We start from the raw sequence: 20,202 nt of genomic DNA on the forward strand, positions 1-20,202 counted from the left end.
GGATCAAATGGCGGACGAAAGGATCAGGGCTGCGTTGGTGCCGCCGAAGCCGCAGGAGAACGAGAGCGCGTGTGCGATCTTCGTGCCCGTCGCGGCTTCGCCGGGGATATGGTTCAACGCGCATTTCGGGTCGATCTGGTCGAGATGCGCGGTGGCAGGGAGGGTGGAGGTGCGGATCGCGGCAAGCGTGATCACCGCTTCGAGCGCGCTGGTGGCGCCGAGCAGGTGCCCGTGCACGCCCTTCGTGGAGCTGACCGCGGGCGCGCCGGAACCGGTGCCGAACACCGAGCGGATCGCGTCGGATTCGATCACGTCGCCGCCGGTGGTCGCGGTGGCGTGGGCATTGACGTAGCCGATGTCGCCGGGCGCGAGTTCGGCGCAGGCCAGCGCCTGCCGCAGGGTCTCGCGCTGGCCCTCGGCGTGCGGCATGCCGATGTGCCAGGCGTCGCTGCCGATGGCGCAGCCGCTCACGTAGCCGAGGATCTCCGCGCCGCGCGCGCGCGCGTTGCGCTCGGATTCCAGCACGAAGAAGGCCGCGCCCTCGCCGACGACGAGGCCGCTGCGCCTCGAGGAAAACGGCTTGCACGAACGCGACGGGTCATCCTCGTCGAGCTTCGCGAGCGAGCGGGTGCCGTCGAACACGCCGAGCAGGCTCGCGGTCAGCGGCGCTTCGGCGCCGCCGGCGATGGCGACGTCGAGATGGCCGTCGGCGATCGCCCGTGCCGCTTCGGCGATCGCCACGCCGGAGGAACTGCAGGCGCTGGCGTGGGTGATGACCGGTCCGCGCACGATGCGGCGGATCGAGATCTGTGCCGCGCCCGCGTTGCCCATGATGGCCATGGCGGTGAACGGGCGCGACGCCTGCTTGCCGTCGACCAGCATCTGCCGGTACCACGCCTGGGCCGTCCCCACGCCGCCGTTGACGTTGCCGTAGTGCAGCGCCGCGCGCATGCCGTAGGCCCCGAAATCCGTGTGTCCCGACTGCGCGATGGCCTGGTCGGCGGCCACGATCGCCATCTGCTGGCAGCGATCCAGGAACGGCAGTTCCAGCGGCGTGAAGCGATCCTCGAAGCGGGCCTGCACGACGCCGGCGGGAAATGTCCTTTTCAGCGGCGGCGCCTCGAACGGGACGATGCCCGATCGCGTCGACGCGATCGATGCTTCGACCTCACCGAGGTCGAGTCCGATCGGCGACAATACGCCGAGTCCCGTGATAGCGACTGGATTCCTGGCCATTGCGTGGCGATTTCCTGGTGCGGATTGGGCGACGCGGAGGACGTGCGGGAGCGCGTGCCGGATCGTGGACCGCGGTCCGGGGCGCCGGGATACCGGCGCCGCGCGCTTCGACGCCCGCGACGGTCGCGGAGGCGGGGGTCGGGTGGAGCGTGGGTCGCCGTGGCATCCGTGCGGGACGCGTTCCCGCATGACGATGTCGGCCGGACCCGTCGGTGGACCGATGCCGGTGTCGGCATCCCCCTGACATCGGTCCCCGCGTCAATGTGCTTGGTGCGTGGTCATGAATCCCCCTGTCGTTCGAGTCCCGCCGACCGTTGCGGTGCGCCGGTCCCCGGCTAACGGCTGTTTGATTTCCCGTCGGCAACTGTATGCGCCGAATTCATTGAAACTTCAAGTTGTGTGGCATGCCAAAAAAAAGACCGGGAATTTCTCCCGGTCTTCGACTCAAAATGCGACGGTTTTCGCTAATTCCGCGCTAATCAACTGCTTCCGGATTTTTCGCGGAGTTCGCGACGCAGGATTTTGCCGACGTTCGTCTTCGGCAACTCGGTCCGGAACTCGACGAATCTGGGCTGTTTGTAGCCGGTCAGGTTCTCGCGCGCATGCGCTTTCACCTGTTCGACGGTGAGCGCCGGATCCTTCTTCACGATGACCACTTTCACGGCTTCGCCCGATTTGTCGTCGGGCACGCCGACGGCGGCGACTTCGAGCACGCCCGGCATCATCGCGATCACGTCCTCGACTTCGTTCGGATACACGTTGAAGCCGGACACGAGGATCATGTCCTTCATGCGGTCGACGATGTAGAAGAAACCGTTTTCATCCATCTTCGCCATGTCGCCGGTATGCAGCCAGCCTTCCGCGTCGATGACCTTCGCGGTCTCCTCCGCGCGCTGCCAGTACCCCTTCATCACCTGCGGGCCCTTGATGCACAGCTCGCCGACCTCGCCGATGGCGTGCACGGTGTTGCCTTCCACGTCCTTCAGGCAGGCGGTGGTGGAGGGGATCGGCAGGCCGATCGCGCCGTTGTACTCCGGCAGGTCGAGCGGGTTCATGCAGGCCGCGGGCGAGGTCTCGGTCAGGCCGTAGGCTTCGACCAGGGTGCAGCCGGTGACCTGCTTCCAGCGTTCGGCGACCGCGCGCTGCACGGCCATGCCGCCGCCGAGGGTCAGGCGCAGGTGCGAGAAATCGACCTTGTCGAAGCCGGGCGTGTTCAGCAGACCGTTGAACAGCGTGTTCACGCCGGTGATCGCGGTGAAGGGGATGCCCGCCAGTTCCTTCACGAACCCGGGCATGTCGCGCGGGTTGGTGATGAGGTGGTTGCGCGCCCCCAGCTTCATGAAGACCAGGCAGTTCGCGGTGAGCGCGAAGATGTGGTACAGCGGCAGCGCGGTGACGATCAGTTCGCTGCCTTCCTGCGTCAGGCCCGAGACCCAGGCCGAGGCCTGTTGCATGTTCGCCACGAGGTTGCGATGGGTGAGCATCGCGCCCTTGGCGACGCCGGTGGTGCCGCCGGTGTATTGCAGGAACGCGATGTCGTCCGAGGCGATCCGGATCTCCGGCAACGCGTGCATCTGCCCGAGCGTGAGTGCGTCCTTGAAGCGGATGGCCCCGGGGATGTCGTAGTCCGGGATCATCTTCTTCACGTGGCGCAGCATGAAGTTCACGATGTTGCCCTTCGGGAACGACAGCATGTCGCCCAGCCCGGTGGTCACGACCTTCTTCAGCGACGTGTCGGCGAGCACTTCCTGCACGGTGTGGCCGAAGTTGTCGAGGACCACGATGGCGCTGGTGCCGGAATCGACGAGCTGGTGCTTGAGTTCGCGCGGCGTGTACATCGGGTTGACGTTGACCACCGTCAGGCCCGCGCGCAGCACGCCGAAGATCGCGATCGGATACTGCAGGCAGTTCGGCATCATGATCGCGACGCGATCACCCTTCTTGAGCTTGAGTTCGCCCAGCAGATAGGCCGCGAACTGCTTGCTGTAGCGATCGACCTCGGCATACGTGATCGAACGCCCCATGTTCGAGAATGCGGTGCGGTCGCGGTATTTCTCCAGCGAGGACTGGAGCACGGCGACGATCGAGGCGTACTCGTCGACGTTGACGGTGTCGGGAATGCCTGCGGGATAGCTTGCAAGCCATGGACGCTCGAGATTCATTCAGATCCCTCCCCGGGATGATGCGTGTGGCCGCTGAAAGCGGCTCTGGATGGCTGGCCCGATTGGAGCATAGGCTCCAAATGGCCGCAAGACGCCGGCGTACGGTTCCCGATGCGCGCCTTTTCCAATCCCGGCTGGGTGGCTGCCGCCCGTCCGCAGGCAGGCCGCTTTGCCACCTCGGAGGGAGCGTCCTCAGTCCTTTTTGCCGCGAGCCCCCGCAGCCTGTCGTGCAGGATGCCGCCGTGGTGGGCGAGGCGGCACGCTTGCGAACCATCGGTTCGCGTGCCGTCGAGCGCCCTCGCGCTTGCGCGAGGGCCGGGTTTCCGCCCGCGACGAAGCGGCCTCAGTCCTACCTCGTGGCGAGCTGCCGCAGCACGTCGTGCAGGATGCCGCCATGGTGGGCGAGGCGGCACGCTTGCGAACCATCGGTTCGCGTGCCGTCGAGCGCCCTCGCGCGTTGCGCGAGGGCCGGGTTTCCGCCCCCGACGAAGCGGCCTCAGTCCTACCTCGTGGCGAGCTGCCGCAGCACGTCGTGCAGGATGCCGCCATGGTGGGCGAGGCGGCACGCTTGCGAACCATCGGTTCGCGTGCCGTCGAGCGCCCTCGCGCGTTGCGCGAGGGCCGGGTTTCCGCCCCCGACGAAGCGGCCTCAGTCCTTCCTCGTGGCGAGCTGTCGCAGCACGTAGTGCAGGATGCCGCCATGGCGGAAATACTCGACTTCCTTCGGCGTCAGCAGCAGCACACGGGCCTGGAAGCGGGTCTCGGTGCCGTCGCGGCGGCGCGCCAGTACCTTCGCGGTCCGCGATTCGCCGTCGGCCAGACCGACGATGTCGAACACCTCCGAGCCGTCCAGTCCCAGCGTCGCCGCGTTCTCGCCCTCGACGAACTGCAGCGGCAGCACGCCCATGCCGACCAGGTTCGCGCGGTGGATCCGTTCGAAGCTCTCGGCGATCACCGCACGCACGCCCAGCAGCAGCGTGCCCTTGGCGGCCCAGTCGCGGCTGGAGCCGGTGCCGTATTCCTTGCCGGCCAGCACCACCAGCGGCACGCCTTCGGCCTTGTAGCGCATGGCGGCGTCGTGGATCGCGAGTTTCTCGCCAGACGGTTGGTGCAGGGTGTTGCCGCCTTCCTCGCCGCCCAGCATCAGATTGCGGATGCGGATGTTGGCGAAGGTGCCGCGCACCATGACGTCGTCGTTGCCGCGGCGCGAGCCGTAGCTGTTGAAGTCCACTGGCGCCACGCCGCGCGACTGCAGGTACAGCCCGGCGGGCGAGGTGGGCTTGATGCTGCCCGCCGGCGAAATGTGGTCGGTGGTGATCGAATCGCCGAACAGGCCCAGCACGCGCGCGCCGTGGATGTCCTCGATCCGGCCGACGTCGAGGGTCATGCCGTCGAAGTAGGGCGGATGCTTGATGTAGGTCGAGGCCGGGTCCCAGGCGTAGGCGTCGCCCTCGGGCGAGGCGATCGCGTTCCAGCGCGCGTCGCCGGCGAAGACGTCGGCGTAGTTGCGCGCGAACATTTCCGGCCCGACGGTGGCGGCGATAAGGTCGCCGACCTCCTTCGCGCTCGGCCACAGGTCGCGCAGGAACACCGGCGCGCCGTCGCTGCCGGTGCCCAGCGGGTCGCGGGTGAGGTCGATGTCGACCGTGCCGGCGAGGGCGTAGGCGACGACCAGCGGCGGCGAGGCGAGGTAGTTCATCTTCACTTCGGGATGCACGCGGCCTTCGAAGTTGCGATTGCCCGACAGCACCGACGCCACCGCCAGTTCGCCCTCGGCGATCGCTTTCGACACCGGGTCCGGCAGCGGGCCGGAGTTGCCGATGCAGGTGGTGCAGCCGTAGCCGACGACGTAGAAGCCCAGCGCTTCCAGATCGTCGAGCACGCCGGCCTTCGCCAGATAGTCGGTGACGACGCGCGAACCCGGGCCGAGCGAGGTCTTCACCCACGGTGCAGGCTTCAGGCCGCGCGCGACGGCGTTGCGGGCGAGCAGGCCGGCGCCCAGCATCACTGCGGGATTCGAGGTGTTGGTGCAGGAGGTGATCGCGGCGATCACCACCGAGCCGTCGCCGAGTTCGCAGTCGTGATCCTGAAGCCGGACCTTGACCTTCGGGGGCGCAGCCAGTTGCCCGGCCTGCGGCTGGCCGCCGCCTTCCTCGACGAAATCCGAGACGGCACCGTTGGTGGCCTTCGACTTGCGTCCGGCGGTGAAACCGGCGAGATGGCTGCGGTAGTCGGCCTGCACGTCTTCGAGCAGCACGCGGTCCTGCGGGCGCTTCGGGCCGGCCAGCGACGGCCGCACGTCGGCGAGATCCAGCGCCAGCGTCGACGAATACTCGGGATGCGGGCTGTCCGGCGCATGCCACAGGCCCTGCGCCTTCGCATAGGCCTCGACCAGCGCGATCTGCGCCTCGTCGCGGCCCGACAGGCGCAGGTAGGCGAGGGATTCGGCGTCGATCGGGAAGAAGCCACAGGTCGCGCCGTATTCCGGCGCCATGTTGGCGATGGTGGCGCGATCGGCCAGCGGCAGGTGCTGCAGACCGTCGCCGTAGAACTCGACGAATTTGCCGACCACGCCGTGCTTGCGCAGCATCTGGGTGACGGTGAGCACCAGGTCGGTGGCGGTGCTGCCTTCCGGCAGCTTGCCGGTCAGCCGGAAGCCGACGACCTGCGGGATCAGCATCGACGACGGCTGGCCGAGCATCGCCGCTTCGGCCTCGATCCCGCCCACGCCCCAGCCCAGCACGCCGATGCCGTTGATCATCGTCGTGTGGCTGTCGGTGCCGAACACGGTGTCCGGGAAGGCGACGGTTTCGGTGCTGCCGTCGGGCAGGGCGGCTTCGCGGGTCATCACCACACGGGCGAGATGTTCGAGGTTGACCTGGTGGACGATGCCGGTGTTCGGCGGCACGACCTTGAAGTCGGCGAACGCCTGCTGGCCCCAGCGCAGGAAGCCGTAGCGCTCGCGGTTGCGGTCGAATTCGATGCGACCGTTGAGGTCCAGCGCCTCGCGCTTGCCGTAGACGTCGACCTGCACCGAATGGTCGATCACCAGCTCGGACGGGATCAGCGGGTTGATCCGCGCCGGATCGCCGCCGAGGGCGCGCATCGCGTCGCGCATCGCCGCCAGATCGACCACGCAGGGCACGCCGGTGAAGTCCTGCAGCACCACGCGGGCCGGCATGAAGGCGATCTCGGTGTCCGGCTCCTTCGCCGGGTCCCAGGTGGCCACGGCGGCGATGTGCGCGGGCAGCACGCTGACGCCGTCCTCGTGGCGGAGCAGGTTTTCGAGCAGGACCCGCAGCGAGTAGGGCAGGCGGTCGAGGCGGCCGAAGCGGGATTCCAGCCGCGGCAGGCTGAAATGGACGAGGCGGCGGCCGTCGACGTCGAGCGGCGCGCGGGTGCCGAAGGAATCGCGCATGGCGGGCTCCTGAATGGGGGACGGACCGATTATGGGCCCGCACCATGGCCGCCGCAGGACACCGGCGGCGGGATTGCGCGTTGCACGGCGCCCGTGGAGTATGCAAGGAAAAGTATGTATGATGGCCGCATACTTCAGCGGGAGCCGCCGATGGAAGCCACCGTTGCCGAACGCGGGCAGATCACCCTTCCCAAGGCCGTGCGAGATGCGCTCGGGCTGACCAAGGGCTCGGTGCTCAAGGTCGAGCTGGAAGGCAGCCGGATCGTGCTGCGCAAGAGCGTCGACGATGCCGTCTCCCGTGCCCGCGGCCGCTTCCGGCTGGATGGCTTCGACTCCACCGATGCCGCGATGCAGGCGGTGCGTGGTGCTGCCGACGACACCGACGACGAGGCGCCTGCTGCGTGATCGCCGTCGACGCGCCCGTCCTGATCGACCTGCTCACCGACGGCCCGCATGCCGATGCCGCCGAGGCCTGCCTCCGCCAGTGTCTGAGTGCCGGCCCCGTCGTGGTCTGCGACGTGGCGCTGGCCGAGATCTGCGGCGCGCTGCGCGACGGTGCCGAGGCGCTGGCGGTGCTGGAGGAGATGAGCATCCGCTTCAGCCCGCTGGAACCCAAGTCCGCGCTGCGCGCCGGCGAAATGCAGCGCCGTCATCGCCAGCGCGCCGCCGCCGGCAGCGTGCCGCGTGCCGCCCCCGATTTCCTGATCGGTGCCCATGCCCTACTACAGTGCAATGGACTGATCACCCGCGACGACCGATTCTTCCGCGATTACTTCAAGGGTCTCAAGCTGATCGTCCCGGCCGCCTGACCCTGCCCGCCATATCCGCCCCACAGCCCTTTTTTCGCCCCGCCTTCCAGGAGTCCTCCATGCTCGCCGCCTATCGCCAACACGTCGCCGAACGCGCCGCTCTCGGCATCCCGCCGCTGCCGCTGACCGCGCAGCAGACCGCCGAGGTCATCGAGCTGCTGAAGGCGCCGCCGACCGGCGAAGACGCGTTCCTCGTCGACCTGATCACCAATCGCGTGCCCGCCGGCGTCGACGACGCCGCGAAGGTCAAGGCCTCGTACCTCGCCGCCGTCGCCTTCGGCAAGGAAACCTGCACGCTGATCACCCGCGAGCGCGCCACCGAACTGCTGGGCACCATGCTCGGCGGCTACAACATCCACCCGCTGGTCGAACTGCTGGACGACGCCGTCGTCGGCGGCATCGCCGCGAACGCGCTCAAGCACACGCTGCTGATGTTCGACGCCTTCCACGACGTCGAGGAAAAGGCGAAGGCCGGCAACGCCAACGCGAAGTCCGTGCTGCAGAGCTGGGCCGACGCCGAATGGTTCACCAGCCGTCCGGAAGTGCCGGCCTCGCTCACCGTCACCGTGTTCAAGGTGCCGGGCGAGACCAACACCGACGACCTTTCGCCCGCGCCCGACGCGACCACGCGCCCGGACATCCCGCTGCACGCGCTGGCGATGCTGAAGAACAAGCGCGAAGGCGCGGCGTTCGTGCCGGAGGAAGACGGCAAGCGCGGCCCGATCCAGCAGATCCTGTCGCTGAAGGAAAAGGGCCACATCGTCGCCTACGTCGGCGACGTGGTCGGCACCGGCTCCAGCCGCAAGTCCGCCACCAACAGCGTGCTGTGGTGGACGGGTGACGACATTCCGTTCATCCCCAACAAGCGCTTCGGCGGCGTGACGCTGGGCTCGAAGATCGCGCCGATCTTCTACAACACGATGGAGGACGCCGGCTCGCTGCCGATCGAACTCGACGTGTCGAAGATGGAAATGGGCGACGTGGTCGAGCTGCGTCCTTACGACGGCAAGGCGCTGAAGAACGGCGAAGTGATCGCCGAGTTCCAGGTGAAGTCGGACGTGCTGTTCGATGAAGTGCGCGCCGGCGGCCGCATCCCGCTGATCGTCGGCCGCGGCCTGACCGCCAAGGCGCGTGAAGCGCTGGGCCTGGCGCCGTCGACGCTGTTCCGCCTGCCGCAGCAGCCCGCCGACACCGGCAAGGGCTATTCGCTGGCGCAGAAGATGGTCGGTCGCGCCTGCGGCCTGCCGGAAGGCCAGGGCGTGCGTCCGGGCACCTACTGCGAGCCGAAGATGACCTCGGTCGGTTCGCAGGACACCACCGGCCCGATGACCCGCGACGAGCTGAAGGACCTCGCCTGCCTCGGCTTCTCCGCCGATCTGGTGATGCAGTCGTTCTGCCACACCGCGGCGTACCCGAAGCCGGTCGACGTGAAGACCCACCACACGCTGCCGGAATTCATCTCGACCCGCGGCGGCATCTCGCTGCGCCCGGGCGACGGTGTGATCCACAGCTGGCTCAACCGCATGCTGCTGCCCGACACCGTCGGCACCGGCGGCGACTCGCACACCCGCTTCCCGGTGGGCATCTCGTTCCCGGCCGGTTCGGGCCTTGTCGCGTTCGCCGCCGCGACCGGCGTGATGCCGCTGGACATGCCGGAATCGGTGCTGGTCCGGTTCAAGGGCCAGATGCAGCCGGGCGTGACCCTGCGCGACCTCGTCAACGCGATCCCGCTGTACGCGATCAAGCAGGGCCTGCTGACCGTCGCCAAGCAGGGCAAGAAGAACATCTTCTCCGGCCGCATCCTCGAGATCGAAGGCCTGCCGGACCTCAAGGTCGAACAGGCGTTCGAGCTGTCCGACGCCTCGGCCGAGCGCTCCGCCGCCGGCTGCACCGTGCGCCTCAACAAGGAACCGATCATCGAGTACCTCACCAGCAACATCACGCTGCTGAAGTGGATGATCGCCGAGGGCTACGCCGACCCGCGTTCGCTGGCCCGCCGCATCGCCAAGATGGAAGCGTGGCTGGCCGATCCGCAGCTGCTGGAGCCGGATGCCGACGCCGAGTACGCGGCGGTGATCGAGATCGACCTGGCCGACGTGCACGAGCCCATCGTCGCCTGCCCGAACGACCCGGACGACGTGAAGACGCTGTCCGACGTCGCCGGCGCGACCATCGACGAGGTGTTCATCGGTTCGTGCATGACCAACATCGGCCACTTCCGCGCCGCCGCGAAGCTGCTGGAAGGCAAGCGCGACATCCCGACGCGCCTGTGGGTCGCGCCGCCGACCAAGATGGACGCGTCCGAGCTGACGAAGGAAGGCCATTACGGCACGTTCGGCACCGCCGGCGCGCGCATGGAGATGCCGGGCTGCTCGCTGTGCATGGGCAACCAGGCGCAGGTGCGCGAAGGCGCGACGGTGTTCTCGACCTCGACCCGCAACTTCCCCAACCGCCTTGGCCGCAACTCGAACGTCTACCTCGGCTCTGCGGAACTCGCGGCGATCTGCTCGCGCCTCGGCCGCATCCCGACCAAGGCCGAGTACATGGCCGACATCGGCGTGATCAACGAGAAGGGCGCCGAGATCTACCGCTACATGAACTTCGATCGCATCGAGGACTACAAGCAGGTCGCGGATACCGTCGCCGCCTGACGCCGGTTCGCGTGGAGCAGAGCCCAGCTCCGCTCCACCGAAAGAATGAAACGACGAAGCCCGGCTTTTGGCCGGGCTTCGTCGTTTTCCGGGCGCCGGAATCAGAACGGCAGCGGCACCTGGTCGATGTCGGCGCAGCTGATGACGACGGTACTGCTGGTGACGCCGGTGGTGCCGTACAGCGGGAAGCCGCAGCTGCCGTAGGCCTCGACGCCGACGAGCGAGCCGTTGGCGTCGTAGTGGCTGGTGACGGACACCGACTCGTAAGGCCCGGCCTGCACGGTCGAGGCAGCGAGGGCGAGCAGGGCGATGGCGCCGGCGATGCGCAGGCTGCGGAAGACGTTGCGTGCGTTCATGTGCGAATCCTTTTCGCGGAAGGGATGTCGCCTGCGGGCCGATGGACCGTCGGCGACATCCCGAGCATGCCACGACACCGTCGCAGGCCGGGGGTGTCGGGCATGGTGCAACCCGGCGCCTCGGAGTGCGTGGTGCCGTGGCCGGCCCTCAGCCGATTTCGGCTTCGATGATCCGCACCATCGCGCGCCGGCGCAGCACGAAGTCCCACATCGTGCCGCCGGTCTGGCGCCACAGCACCGCCGAGCGCATCGCGGCGAGGAGCAGGGCGCGGATCTCGGCGACGACTTCCGGCTGCTGGAGGTAATGCGGGTTGCCATGCACCACGACCTTGGGGTGCAACTGGCTGAGGGTGTCGGCGTACAGCTTGCCGAGGCGCGCGATCGCGTCCGGGTGCAGGCTGCCCTGGCGCTCGGCGATGGCTTCCGCGGCGCGGATGCCGTCGCGCACCTGCCGGGGCATCGTCTCGTCGGCAACGAAGCCGCGTTCGAGCCGCAGCACCGCCATGCCCAGCCGCGGCAGGGCTTCGTCGGCGCCGCGTTCGGCGAGGTGTTCGCGCAGCAGTTGCAGGCCGCCGCGCAGCGCGCCGACGCCACCGTAGACGGCGTCGACGCTGTCGGCATCGATCCGGTACACGCTGTCCAGCGCGATGCGCTCGGCGGCGGCCTCGGCATGGCCGGTGTCGGCGATCTGGCGCACCAGTTTCAGTGAGTGGAGCAGGCCGGCGAGCGCCAGCACGCGGGAACGCAGGTCCGTCGAAGTCATGGCGACAGGATAGCCGGGATGCGGCGACAGGTCAGGCGCAGGGCGTCACGCGGCGGTGATCGCGCCGCGCTCCAGAGGCGCGTCGGTGGCGGCGATCACCGCGCCGCCCAGGCAGACGTCGCCGTCGTACAGCACCAGCGACTGCCCGGGCGTGACCGCGCGCTGGGCGTCGGCGAAGGCGACGGCGAGGGTGCCGTCGTCGCGGACCTCGACCGTGCAGGCCTCGTCGCGCTGGCGATAGCGCGTCTGCGCGGTGCAGGCGAACGCGCGGGCGGGCGGGGCGCCGGCGATCCAGTGCGCGGCCTCGGTCCACAGCCGGTGCGAGAACAGGTATGGCGAATCCGTGCCCTGGTCGACGATCAGCACGTTGTCGGCCACGCGCTTGCCGACCACGAACCACGGCGCGGCGGCGAAGCCCTTCACGCCGCCGATGTGCAGGCCCTCGCGCTGGCCGAGGGTGAAGTAGAAGACGCCCGGGTGCTCGCCGATGCGGCGGCCGTCGGGCGTGACCATCGGGCCGGGCTTCGCCGGCAGGTACTGCGACAGGAAGGTGCGGAAGTCGCGCTCGCCGATGAAGCAGATGCCGGTGGAGTCCTTCTTCGCCGCGGTCGGCAACCCGGCCTCGGCGGCCATGCGGCGCACGTCGGCCTTGATCAGCTCGCCCAGCGGGAAGCGGGTCGCGGCGAGTTGCGCTTGACCCAGCTGATGCAGGAAGTAGCTCTGGTCCTTGCCGCGGTCGGCGGCGCGCAGTAACTGCCAGCGGCCGCCGCGTTCGCGGACCCGGGCGTAGTGGCCGGTCGCGATGGCATCGGCGCCGAGGTCGTGCGCGGCGTCGAGGAAATGCTTGAACTTGATCTCGCGGTTGCACAGCACGTCCGGGTTGGGCGTGCGTCCTGCGGCGTATTCGGCCAGGAAGTGCTCGAACACGCCGGCCCAGTACTGGGTCGAGAAGTCGCGGAAATGGATCGGGATGCCCAGCCGGCCGCAGACCGCGACCGCGTCGCGGCGGTCGTCCTCGGCGCGACACTCGCCGCTGCCGTCGTCGGCCCAGTTGGTCATGAACAGCCCGGCGATGGATTCGCCGGCGTCGCGCAGGCGCAGCGCGGCGACCGATGAATCGACGCCGCCGGACATGCCGACGATGATGCGCGGACCGGCCATCGGCCCGCTCAGGGCACTTGCCGCAGCAGCGACAAGGGAAAGCGGTGGCTGGCCAGATGGTCGCTGACGACCTGCCAGACCAGCGGGCTGCGGTGGCGATCGCGGGCGTCGAGCAGTTCCTGCGGAGTCATCCACAGCGCGCGGACGATGCCGTCGTCGAGCGTGCGTGCAGGATCGTGGCGGACGGGTTCCGCGGCGAAGGCCATGCGCAGGTAGTGGCGTCCGGTTTCCGGCGCCTTCCATTGATAGGCGCCGACGAAGCCGGTCAGGCGCACGTCCCAGCCGGTCTCCTCGCGGGTCTCGCGGAGGGCGGCGTCCTGCAGGCTTTCGTCCGGTTCGAGATGTCCGGCCGGCTGGTTCAGCACCAGCCGGCCGTTGGCGCGTTCCTCGACGCACAGCAGCCGGCCGTCGGCCACCACCACGGTGGCCACGGTCACGTCGGGCTGCCAGAAACGCCGATCGAGGTCGGTCATGCGTGCCCGGACGACCTCAGAGGTCGTCGCGATCGCCGCTGAACTTGATTTCCATGTCGTCGGCGGTCTCGGCCGCGATGTCCATCGCGTTCTCGAGCTGCTCGGCGTTGATGGTGTCGGGCAGCTTGATCACGAAATAGAGCACGTCGCCGCCGATCTCCCAGCTCCCCAGCTTGTTCTTGCGGCTTTCGGCCAGCAGCTCCAGCGCCTTGGCGCCGTTGATGCCGTCCTTTTCGACGCGCGCGGCCGGGGCGAAGATCTCGCGGATGGTGTAGCCGGCGACGCTCTCGGTGCTGCCGCTGACGAACACCAGCTGCGTGCGCTTTTCCTTCGAGTAGTTGTAGGTGACCTTGAAATCACCGTCCGCGTCGACTTCGTACTTGACGCCACGGGCGTCCAGGCGGGACTTGACGGAAGCGTCCTCGGCGTGGGCGACGGGCGACAGGGCGAAGGCGCCGACCAGCAGCGCGGAGGCGATGGCCGTGGAGCGGAAGAACGACATGAGCGATTCCCCTTGGTGGTGAACGGCCGGAATGGCCGCCGCTGTCACGCATTGTCTCCCTTCGTCCGGACCGACGTCCACGGTCCGGCGGGCTTTCCGCCCCCCGCAGATGCGGGGGATCACCATGCCGGAACCGCCGGTTGCACGTGCTGCGCTTGTCGTTCCGCCCGACGACCTGTCCTCCGAGGGGGCGCGGGCGCAAGGTCGTGGCCGGGCGATCCGCCCGGACAGCATCCCGCCGGGATGCGTTTTCCCGCCTCGGGATCTTCGAAGGAGTGATGTCATGACACGCAAGGGTTTCCTCTCGATGCCCGGCTGCGCGGGGCCGGTGCTCGCACTCGCACTGCTTGCCGCATCGCCGGTCCACGCCGCCGCGACCGCGAATTTCCAGGGGCTGTGTACCTGGAGCGCGGGCTTCACGCAGTTCTCCTGCACGTTCGACGCCGGTCGGCCCGCCTCCGCGCCCACGGCCTGTCCCGGGTCGTTCGTGTGGAAGTACTTCTGGGATTTCGACGACGGTTCGACTGCGTTCACCGGCAGCCCGGTGACGACGCATGTCTTTCCGAACGGCGCCGACCGGGTCATGTCGCTGAAGGCGATCTGCTGGAACGGCGAAACGCCGGTCAAGGTGCGTCACGTCTGTACCACCGTGGGCACGCCCGGCTGCCTGCAGGTCAACGGCACCTGGAACTGAGCCGCCCGCCCGCATCCCGGACGACCGGGGTGCGGGCTTCGCGGGCCGCGGGCCCGTATAATTTGCACATGGCCCATCCCCCCGAACACGAGCACGACCACGGTGTCGCCCTTGCCCCCAGCCGACCCGAGCTGGAGCGTCCGCCGCTGTACTCCGTCCTGCTGCTCAACGACGACTACACGCCGATGGATTTCGTGGTCGAGGTCCTGATGCGCTTCTTCGGCATGCCGCTGGAGAAAGCCACGCAGATCATGCTCCATGTGCACACCCGCGGTCGCGGCGTGTGCGGCGTCTTCAGCCGCGAGATCGCCGAGTCCAAGGTCGCCCAGGTGAACGAATACGCACGGATGCACCAGCATCCATTGCTGTGCACCATGGAAAAGGCCTGATCCGGTCCCCAGTTCCGGCGGACGGAATCCGAAGCCCGCGCCGATGGCGCGGAATTTGCATGCACTCTTGCGTCCGGACACGCGACGGTACATTGTCTCGTGACATGGACGGGCGCGTCGTTTCAAGCCGGCCTCCGGCACGACGCAGTGTTCAGATCTTCGGTATTCCGCGACGGGACGGGGCGACCCATCCTGCATCCCGGGTCCGGGAATGACCTCGCCGATTGCCCCGGCGCGGCAGACTTGGACTCGAACGGCAGAACTTCTCGGAGGATGGCAACGACCATGTTCAGCAAAGACCTCGAATACGCGATCGGCCAGTGCTACAAGCACGCCCGCGAAGCGCGTCACGAATACATGACCGTCGAGCACCTGCTGCTGGCGCTGCTCGACAACCCCTCCGCCGAAACCGTGCTGAAGGCCTGCGGCGTGGACTTCCAGCGCCTGCGCACGGACCTCGAACAGGCCATCTCCACCTCCGTCGCGCTGCTGCCCGAAGGCGACGGCCGCGACACGCAGGCCACGCTGGGCTTCCAGCGCGTCCTTCAACGCGCCGTCTATCACGTCCAGTCCTCCGGCAAGAGCGAAGTCGCCGGCGCCAACGTGCTGGTCGCGATCTTCGGCGAGAAAGACTCCTACGCGGTCTACTACCTCAACCAGCAGGGCGTGACCCGGCTCGACGTGGTGAATTTCCTGTCCCACGGCATCACCAAGGCCGGCGACACGCCGTCGCCGCAGGGCCAGGACAGCGGCGAGCAGGGCGGCGAAGCGGGCGAGGGCGGCGAAGGCCGCAACGACCCGCTGGGCGAATTCGCGACCAACCTCAACCAGATGGCCCGCGAAGGCCGCATCGACCCGCTGGTCGGGCGCGCCGAGGAAATCGAGCGCACGATCCAGGTGCTCTGCCGCCGCCGCAAGAACAATCCGCTGTATGTCGGCGAGGCCGGCGTCGGCAAGACCGCGCTGGCCGAAGGTCTGGCGCGCCGCATCGTCGATGGCGACGTGCCCGACGTCCTCGCCGCCGCGACCATCTTCTCGCTGGACCTCGGTGCACTGGTCGCCGGCACCAAGTATCGCGGCGACTTCGAGAAGCGCCTGAAAGCCGTGCTGGCCGCGCTCAAGAAGATCCCGCAGGCGGTGCTGTTCATCGACGAGATCCACACCATCATCGGCGCCGGCTCGGCCAGCGGCGGCACGATGGACGCCAGCAACCTGATCAAGCCGGCGCTGGCGTCGGGCGACCTGCGTTGCATCGGTTCCACCACCTTCCAGGAATACCGCGGCATCTTCGAGAAGGACCGCGCGCTGGCCCGGCGCTTCCAGAAGATCGACGTGGTCGAGCCGACCATCGGCGAGGCGGTGGAAATCCTCCGCGGCCTGCGGCCGAAGTACGAGGCGCATCACAACGTCACCTACGCCGATGACGCCATCCAGGCAGCGGTCGATCTGTCGGTGAAGCACCTCAACGATCGCCTGCTGCCCGACAAGGCCATCGACGTCATCGATGAAGCCGGCGCCCGGCAGCAACTGCTCGCGCCGGAGAACCGCAAGCACCGGATCGACGTCGAGGAAGTGGAGCTGATCATCGCCAAGATGGCGCGGATCCCGCCCAAGCAGGTCAGTGCGTCCGACAAGGACGTGCTGCAGCACCTCGAGCGCAACCTGAAGATGGTGATCTTCGGCCAGGATCCGGCGATCGAGACGCTGACCGCCGCGATCAAGCTCGCGCGCTCGGGGCTGGCCAACCCGGACAAGCCGATCGGCAGCTTCCTGTTCGCCGGCCCGACCGGCGTGGGCAAGACCGAGGTCACGCGCCAGCTGGCGCTGCAGCTCGGCATCGAGCTGGTCCGCTTCGACATGAGCGAATACATGGAGCCGCACTCGGTCAGCCGCCTCATCGGCGCGCCCCCGGGCTACGTCGGCTTCGACCAGGGCGGCCTGCTGACCGAGAAGATCGTCAAGACCCCGCACTGCGTGCTGCTGCTGGACGAGGTGGAGAAGGCTCACCCCGACATCTTCAACATCCTGCTGCAGGTGATGGATCGCGGCATCCTGACCGACACCAACGGGCGCGAGGCGAACTTCCGCAACGTGATCGTGGTGATGACCACCAATGCAGGTGCCGTGCAGGCCGCGCGCCGGTCGATCGGCTTCACCAAGCAGGACCACAGCACCGATGCGATGGAAGTGATCCGCCGCAGCTTCAGCCCGGAATTCCGCAACCGCCTCGACGCGGTGGTGCAGTTCCAGGCGCTGGGTTTCGACCACATCCTGCGCGTCGTCGACAAGTTCCTGATCGAGCTGGAAGCCCTGCTGCACGAGAAGAACGTGTCGCTCTCGGCCACCCCGGCGGCTCGCGACTGGCTGGCGGAGCACGGCTTCGACCCGCTGATGGGTGCGCGGCCGATGGCGCGGGTGATCCAGGACCGCATCAAGCGGCCGCTCGCGGACGAACTGCTGTTCGGCCGGCTGGTCAATGGCGGTCGGGTCAACGTCGACGTGCGCGACGACGACCTGGTGGTCGAGGCCCAGGCCGAGCCGGAAAAACTGCTCCCGGCCACGGTCGAGTAAGCCGGGCAGGGCGCCGTGGTCCCGCCGGGACTGCGGTGCCCGAAGCACCGCCACCTGGGTGCGGCATCGGCGGAAACGACAAAGGCGGCCCGAAGGCCGCCTTTGTCTTTCAGTGTCTTGCGAGGATTACTTCATGCGATAGGTGATCCGGCCCTTGGTCAGGTCGTACGGGGTCATTTCGACCTTGACCTTGTCTCCCGTCAGAATGCGTATGTAGTTCTTGCGCATCCGCCCGGAGATGTGGGCGATGATCTCGTGTCCGTTCTCGAGCTTGACCCGGAACATGGTGTTCGGGAGCGTTTCGGAAACGGTCCCTTCGAATTCGATGACGTCGTCTTTCGCCATGCGCCCTGCGCTGCCGTGAAAGCCGGGGCTAACGCCCGGCGAAGCCGCGTATTCTGCCACCGGATGGGCGCGATGGCAAAAGCAGTTGCTCCGAGGGCGGGATGTTGCAATGCAACAACTCAATCCTGATAGGATAGGGTTATGCGCGAAAGAGGCTCGGGTTCAGCCTTTGTCATGTAGAGGCAAGAATTCTGGCTTAATGTTTTTCTAACAAAAGTTTGCAGGACGATGGCGGGCATGAAGGGACTTGTGCACAGCGTGCACCACGCAGATCCGTGGCTGGTGCTCAGAACAAGAAGTCGGCACGAAAGCAAGGTGGAAGCCGCCCTGCAGCAGAAGCAGGTCGAGACCTATCTCCCGAGGCGCCGCATCCAACGCTCGATGTCCAGCCGCCGTTCGGTGGTGGAGATGCCGCTTTTCCCCGGCTACGTCTTCGTCCGGCCCAAGCCCGAACAGTACGAAGGCATGCGCTACGTGCCCGGCTCATGCGGGCTGGTGTTGTCGGCGGGGCGTGCCGCGGTGCTGCCGGAGCGCGACCTCGATGCCGTGAAGCGCCTGGTCGACAGTGGCCACGACTACGAGGCCCGCCCCGAGCTGCTGGCCGGTACCCGCGTGAAGATCGTCTCCGGCCCGCTCGAAGGGATGGAAGGGGATCTGGTGCGGGTCAAGCAGCAGGAACTCGTGGTGATCAACGTCGACGCCGTCGGCAGCAGCGTGCGGGTGGAAGTCGACCTCGACGCCATCGTGGTGTGCTGATGCGCGTGACTTCCTGCCTGAAACACACCGGCTGGGTGTGCTGCGGTCTCCTCGTGTTCCTCTCGCCCGATCGCGTCCTCGCGCAGGCGACGATCGGCGATGCGCAACCTTCGCCCCTGCAGGCTGGCTCCGATTCCGCGGTGCCTGTCGATCCTGCCGCGACCACCGACGACACCGCTGCCGCGGCTTCCGCCGCGCAGGGCGGGATCGACGAGATCGGTGCGCCCGACAGCGCATCGGCCGACATCGGCACTTCCGATCCCGCCGCTGCGCCGCCCGGCGCTTCCGAGCCCGGCGAACTCGATCTCGGCGATGCCACTGCCGCGTCCGGCGACATCGGCGACGGCACCGGCGACACGGCGCAGGAAGAATCGCCGCTGCGCTTCACGATGGCCTACGAGTTCGGCTACAAGACCCAGCATCCGTCGCGCATGGTGAAGAACCGCGCGTCGGTGCGCGTCGAATACGCGAAGACCTTCAATGGTCGATTCTCGGTGCTGTTCGACGCCAAGACCAACGCTTTCATGGGCCGGGATCATCGGCGCGAGGTCGAGCGCACCGATACGCTGGTCACGCAGGCCTACCTGCAGACCAGCATCGGCCAGACCAGTCTGCGCGCGGGCATCCAGACCCTGGCCTGGGGCGAATCGATGCTCGCGCCCATCACCGACGAGATCAGTCCGCGCGACAACCGCGAATTGTTCAACTTCAATCTCGAGGAACTGCGCATCGGCCAGCCGATGCTGCAGGTGGACCATTTCTCGCACGGCATCCACCTCGGCGGCTTCCTGATCCCGACGCCGGAGTTCAACAAGTCGCCGGCCGACGGCTCCTTCTACGACTTCGATCCCTTGACGTATCGCCATCGCATCGAAGGGGACAACGGCATGGAATACGGCGTCAGCTGGAAGAAGAGTTACGACGCCGCCGATTTCACCCTGATGGCCGCGAGCCTGGTCGACAACGACTATGCCCGCCGGATGAACGTCGATGGCCAGGTGTCGCGCGTACGCGAGCGATTCTCGATGGCCGGACTTTCCTTCACGCGCGCGATGGGCAATTTCGTGCTGCGCGGCGAGGCGGCCGTGAAATACGGCAAGCCCTTCAACGACGCCGCGCTGCAGATCCGGCATCGGCGCACGATCGAGACCTATCTGGGTCTGGATTATCAGTCGAGTCCAACGCTGTCATTTTCCGGCGAGCTGCTCAACCAGCATGTCTCCGATTGGGACGACGATCTGGTCGGCGTTGCGCGCAATCGGCAGACGGTGATGTTGTCCGCCGAAAAGAAATTCCTGAACGACGATCTGTCGATTTCGTTGCAGAATTTTCGTTATTGGCCCCATGTCAGCAATCTGAGCATGTTGTTGACGACATGGACTGTTAACGATAACGTGACATTGAGCCTGAATCTGGCCGTCCCTTCGACGAATCACCAAAATGGTTCCTTGCGGGCCGTGCGTGATCAGAAGCAGGTGTTGTTCAAGATCCAGTACCAGTTCTAGATCGCGACCCGCTTGACGCGGGTTGCCAACACTTCGATATCGAGCTTGGCATGCCGTGGCATGTCAGGCACAGGGCGGAGCCTGTCCGCCTATTTTTCCCGGGCAAGGACGACGCGCCCGGTCACACGAACTCCATCGCGCCTCACCGCACGAGACCCTTTCCATGACTGAACGGGATCGATTGTTCGACTTTGCACAGGATTACCTGAAGGCCCTCATCGCGGAAGCCGCGGAATCGCTCGATGCGAATTTCGATTCCGCGACACCCTTCGGTGAACTGGGGATCGACTCTTTCCGGGTATTGCGGATCGTCAAATCGCTTGAAAACGATTTCGGGCGGTTGCCGAAGACATTGCTGTTCGAGAATTATCACGTCAACGATCTGGCGGCGTATTTCGTCGACCGGCACGC

The 20,202-nt window shown here is 67.2% G+C and carries 17 protein-coding genes and 1 pseudogene; 9 read left to right on the top strand and 9 right to left on the bottom strand.

The window, feature by feature from the left end:
* Positions 1-3: 3 nt before the first annotated feature.
* The 3 genes from ACT53R_RS07850 to acnA all read right to left on the bottom strand — a co-directional run bounded on the left by ACT53R_RS07850 (position 4) and on the right by acnA (position 6,816).
* Complete coding sequence (locus tag ACT53R_RS07850; RefSeq protein ID WP_476171296.1) at positions 4-1,425, bottom strand: beta-ketoacyl-[acyl-carrier-protein] synthase family protein; 1,422 nt, start codon at positions 1,423-1,425, stop codon at positions 4-6.
* A gap of 290 nt (positions 1,426-1,715) precedes the next feature.
* A complete protein-coding gene (locus ACT53R_RS07855) occupies positions 1,716-3,398 on the bottom strand; it encodes a long-chain fatty acid--CoA ligase (RefSeq protein ID WP_476171297.1) in 1,683 nt (560 codons plus the stop codon).
* Between the two features lie 649 nt (positions 3,399-4,047).
* Complete coding sequence (gene acnA / locus ACT53R_RS07860; RefSeq protein ID WP_476171298.1) at positions 4,048-6,816, bottom strand: aconitate hydratase AcnA; 2,769 nt, start codon at positions 6,814-6,816, stop codon at positions 4,048-4,050.
* Between the two features lie 150 nt (positions 6,817-6,966).
* On the opposite strand from acnA, the gene ACT53R_RS07865 reads away from it, so the two are divergent.
* From ACT53R_RS07865 to acnB, 3 genes are read left to right on the top strand one after another with little or no spacing between them, the layout of a single operon-like run.
* Positions 6,967-7,221, top strand: coding sequence for an AbrB/MazE/SpoVT family DNA-binding domain-containing protein (locus tag ACT53R_RS07865; protein ID WP_476171299.1), 255 nt, complete (start codon positions 6,967-6,969; stop codon positions 7,219-7,221).
* Complete coding sequence (locus ACT53R_RS07870; protein WP_476171300.1) at positions 7,218-7,625, top strand: type II toxin-antitoxin system VapC family toxin; 408 nt, start codon at positions 7,218-7,220, stop codon at positions 7,623-7,625. Before ACT53R_RS07865 ends, ACT53R_RS07870 begins: the two co-directional genes overlap by 4 nt.
* A gap of 59 nt (positions 7,626-7,684) precedes the next feature.
* Entirely contained in the window at positions 7,685-10,276 is a 2,592-nt protein-coding gene (gene acnB / locus ACT53R_RS07875) for a bifunctional aconitate hydratase 2/2-methylisocitrate dehydratase (protein WP_476171301.1), read from the top strand.
* A 101-nt stretch (positions 10,277-10,377) separates the two neighbouring features.
* Here acnB and ACT53R_RS07880 read toward each other — a convergent pair whose 3' ends face one another.
* The 5 genes from ACT53R_RS07880 to ACT53R_RS07900 all read right to left on the bottom strand — a co-directional run bounded on the left by ACT53R_RS07880 (position 10,378) and on the right by ACT53R_RS07900 (position 13,531).
* Positions 10,378-10,632 (bottom strand): hypothetical protein, encoded by a 255-nt coding sequence (locus ACT53R_RS07880; RefSeq protein WP_476171302.1) that lies wholly within the window; start codon positions 10,630-10,632, stop codon positions 10,378-10,380.
* A gap of 148 nt (positions 10,633-10,780) precedes the next feature.
* Positions 10,781-11,395 (bottom strand): lysogenization protein HflD, encoded by a 615-nt coding sequence (locus tag ACT53R_RS07885; RefSeq protein ID WP_476171303.1) that lies wholly within the window; start codon positions 11,393-11,395, stop codon positions 10,781-10,783.
* A 45-nt stretch (positions 11,396-11,440) separates the two neighbouring features.
* Entirely contained in the window at positions 11,441-12,556 is a 1,116-nt protein-coding gene (mnmA, locus tag ACT53R_RS07890) for a tRNA 2-thiouridine(34) synthase MnmA (RefSeq protein ID WP_476171304.1), read from the bottom strand.
* An 8-nt stretch (positions 12,557-12,564) separates the two neighbouring features.
* On the bottom strand, positions 12,565-13,029 hold the full coding sequence (locus tag ACT53R_RS07895) for an NUDIX hydrolase (RefSeq protein ID WP_476171305.1): 465 nt from the start codon (positions 13,027-13,029) through the stop codon (positions 12,565-12,567).
* 16 nt (positions 13,030-13,045) lie between these two features.
* On the bottom strand, positions 13,046-13,531 hold the full coding sequence (locus ACT53R_RS07900) for a hypothetical protein (protein ID WP_476171306.1): 486 nt from the start codon (positions 13,529-13,531) through the stop codon (positions 13,046-13,048).
* Positions 13,532-13,814: 283 nt separating this feature from the next.
* Between ACT53R_RS07900 and ACT53R_RS07905 the strand changes: the two genes are divergently transcribed.
* From ACT53R_RS07905 to clpA, 3 genes are all read left to right on the top strand, one after another.
* The gene (locus ACT53R_RS07905) at positions 13,815-14,225 is read left to right on the top strand and encodes a PKD domain-containing protein (RefSeq protein ID WP_476171307.1); all 411 of its coding nucleotides are present in this window, start codon (positions 13,815-13,817) and stop codon (positions 14,223-14,225) included.
* 68 nt (positions 14,226-14,293) lie between these two features.
* Positions 14,294-14,614 (top strand): ATP-dependent Clp protease adapter ClpS, encoded by a 321-nt coding sequence (gene clpS, locus ACT53R_RS07910; RefSeq protein WP_476171308.1) that lies wholly within the window; start codon positions 14,294-14,296, stop codon positions 14,612-14,614.
* Between the two features lie 285 nt (positions 14,615-14,899).
* Positions 14,900-17,185, top strand: coding sequence for an ATP-dependent Clp protease ATP-binding subunit ClpA (gene clpA / locus ACT53R_RS07915; protein ID WP_476171309.1), 2,286 nt, complete (start codon positions 14,900-14,902; stop codon positions 17,183-17,185).
* A gap of 126 nt (positions 17,186-17,311) precedes the next feature.
* Here clpA and infA read toward each other — a convergent pair whose 3' ends face one another.
* Entirely contained in the window at positions 17,312-17,530 is a 219-nt protein-coding gene (gene infA, locus ACT53R_RS07920; protein WP_117202246.1) for a translation initiation factor IF-1, read from the bottom strand.
* A gap of 237 nt (positions 17,531-17,767) precedes the next feature.
* On the opposite strand from infA, the gene nusG reads away from it, so the two are divergent.
* The 3 genes and pseudogenes from nusG to ACT53R_RS07935 form a co-directional block, all read left to right on the top strand.
* Complete coding sequence (gene nusG, locus ACT53R_RS07925; protein ID WP_476171310.1) at positions 17,768-18,286, top strand: transcription termination/antitermination protein NusG; 519 nt, start codon at positions 17,768-17,770, stop codon at positions 18,284-18,286.
* Positions 18,286-19,791: a DUF1302 family protein gene (locus ACT53R_RS07930; protein ID WP_476171358.1), complete on the top strand. Its 1,506-nt coding sequence runs from the start codon at positions 18,286-18,288 to the stop codon at positions 19,789-19,791. Before nusG ends, ACT53R_RS07930 begins: the two co-directional genes overlap by 1 nt.
* Before the next feature lie 163 nt (positions 19,792-19,954).
* A pseudogene (locus ACT53R_RS07935) lies at positions 19,955-20,125 on the top strand (acyl carrier protein); the annotation flags it as partial.
* Positions 20,126-20,202 lie beyond the last annotated feature (77 nt).

Source organism: Lysobacter sp. DMC104 (assembly GCF_056313665.1).

What these genes read in the sequence shown, in the direction of transcription:
- ACT53R_RS07930 (WP_476171358.1), top strand. Translation starts at nt 18,286, where the DNA reads ATGCGCGTGACTTCCTGCCTGAAACACACCGGCTGGGTGTGCTGCGGT.
- ACT53R_RS07850 (WP_476171296.1), bottom strand. Translation starts at nt 1,425, where the DNA reads ATGCGGGAACGCGTCCCGCACGGATGCCACGGCGACCCACGCTCCACC.
- ACT53R_RS07865 (WP_476171299.1), top strand. Translation starts at nt 6,967, where the DNA reads ATGGAAGCCACCGTTGCCGAACGCGGGCAGATCACCCTTCCCAAGGCC.
- infA (WP_117202246.1), bottom strand. Translation starts at nt 17,530, where the DNA reads ATGGCGAAAGACGACGTCATCGAATTCGAAGGGACCGTTTCCGAAACG.
- acnA (WP_476171298.1), bottom strand. Translation starts at nt 6,816, where the DNA reads ATGCGCGATTCCTTCGGCACCCGCGCGCCGCTCGACGTCGACGGCCGC.
- clpA (WP_476171309.1), top strand. Translation starts at nt 14,900, where the DNA reads ATGTTCAGCAAAGACCTCGAATACGCGATCGGCCAGTGCTACAAGCAC.
- ACT53R_RS07895 (WP_476171305.1), bottom strand. Translation starts at nt 13,029, where the DNA reads ATGACCGACCTCGATCGGCGTTTCTGGCAGCCCGACGTGACCGTGGCC.
- ACT53R_RS07900 (WP_476171306.1), bottom strand. Translation starts at nt 13,531, where the DNA reads ATGTCGTTCTTCCGCTCCACGGCCATCGCCTCCGCGCTGCTGGTCGGC.
- clpS (WP_476171308.1), top strand. Translation starts at nt 14,294, where the DNA reads ATGGCCCATCCCCCCGAACACGAGCACGACCACGGTGTCGCCCTTGCC.
- ACT53R_RS07855 (WP_476171297.1), bottom strand. Translation starts at nt 3,398, where the DNA reads ATGAATCTCGAGCGTCCATGGCTTGCAAGCTATCCCGCAGGCATTCCC.
- nusG (WP_476171310.1), top strand. Translation starts at nt 17,768, where the DNA reads ATGAAGGGACTTGTGCACAGCGTGCACCACGCAGATCCGTGGCTGGTG.
- mnmA (WP_476171304.1), bottom strand. Translation starts at nt 12,556, where the DNA reads ATGGCCGGTCCGCGCATCATCGTCGGCATGTCCGGCGGCGTCGATTCA.
- ACT53R_RS07880 (WP_476171302.1), bottom strand. Translation starts at nt 10,632, where the DNA reads ATGAACGCACGCAACGTCTTCCGCAGCCTGCGCATCGCCGGCGCCATC.
- ACT53R_RS07905 (WP_476171307.1), top strand. Translation starts at nt 13,815, where the DNA reads ATGACACGCAAGGGTTTCCTCTCGATGCCCGGCTGCGCGGGGCCGGTG.
- acnB (WP_476171301.1), top strand. Translation starts at nt 7,685, where the DNA reads ATGCTCGCCGCCTATCGCCAACACGTCGCCGAACGCGCCGCTCTCGGC.
- ACT53R_RS07885 (WP_476171303.1), bottom strand. Translation starts at nt 11,395, where the DNA reads ATGACTTCGACGGACCTGCGTTCCCGCGTGCTGGCGCTCGCCGGCCTG.